1 protein-coding gene is annotated in these 728 nt (G+C 73.2%); it reads right to left on the bottom strand.

Annotated elements, in window-relative coordinates:
• Window positions 1-728: beta-ketoacyl [acyl carrier protein] synthase domain-containing protein (locus V6V16_RS27765; protein ID WP_334566903.1), on the bottom strand; the 728-nt coding region annotated here is incomplete at both ends.

Below are 728 nucleotides of genomic sequence, written 5' to 3'. Positions count from 1 at the left end.
GCCTGCGCCTCGATCGGGTCGCCGAGCGTCGTGCCCGTGCCGTGCGCCTCGACCACGTCCACGTCGGCGGTCGACAGCCGCGCCGAGGCGAGGGCCTGCCGGATCACCCGCTGCTGCGACGGACCGTTCGGCGCCGTCAGCCCGTTGGACGCGCCGTCCTGGTTGACCGCGCTCCCCCGCACGATCGCCAGTACCTCGTGACCGTTGCGCCGCGCGTCCGACAGCCGCTCCACCAGCAGCACGCCGACGCCCTCGCCCCAACCGGTGCCGTCCGCGGCGGCCGCGAACGCCTTGCACCGGCCGTCCGCGGCCAGGCCGCGCTGCCGGGAGAACTCGAAGAAGGTGCCGGGGGTGGCCATGACGGTGACGCCGCCGGCGAGGGCGAGGTCGCACTCGCCGCGCCGCAGCGACTGCACCGCCAGGTGCAACGCCACCAACGACGACGAACACGCCGTGTCCACCGACACCGCCGGCCCCTCCAACCCCAACGCGTACGCGACCCGACCCGACACCACACTCGCGGCGTTGCCCGTGGCCCCGAACCCTTCGGCCTGCTCCCCCGCAGCCATGAGCAGGGCCCCATAGTCCTGACCATTGGTGCCCACGAACACCCCTGTTCGCGAACCCCGAAGAACCCCAGGCTCAACCCCTGCCCGCTCGACCGCCTCCCACGAAACCTCCAGCAACAACCGCTGCTGCGGATCCATCGCCAACGCCTCGCGCGGCGA

The sequence above is a fragment of the Micromonospora sp. CPCC 205561 genome (assembly GCF_036906775.1).
In the GTDB taxonomy this organism is placed as follows: domain Bacteria; phylum Actinomycetota; class Actinomycetes; order Mycobacteriales; family Micromonosporaceae; genus Micromonospora.
The sequence above is the reverse complement of the archived record's forward strand: the minus strand, read 5'-3'. Positions and strand labels throughout refer to the sequence as shown.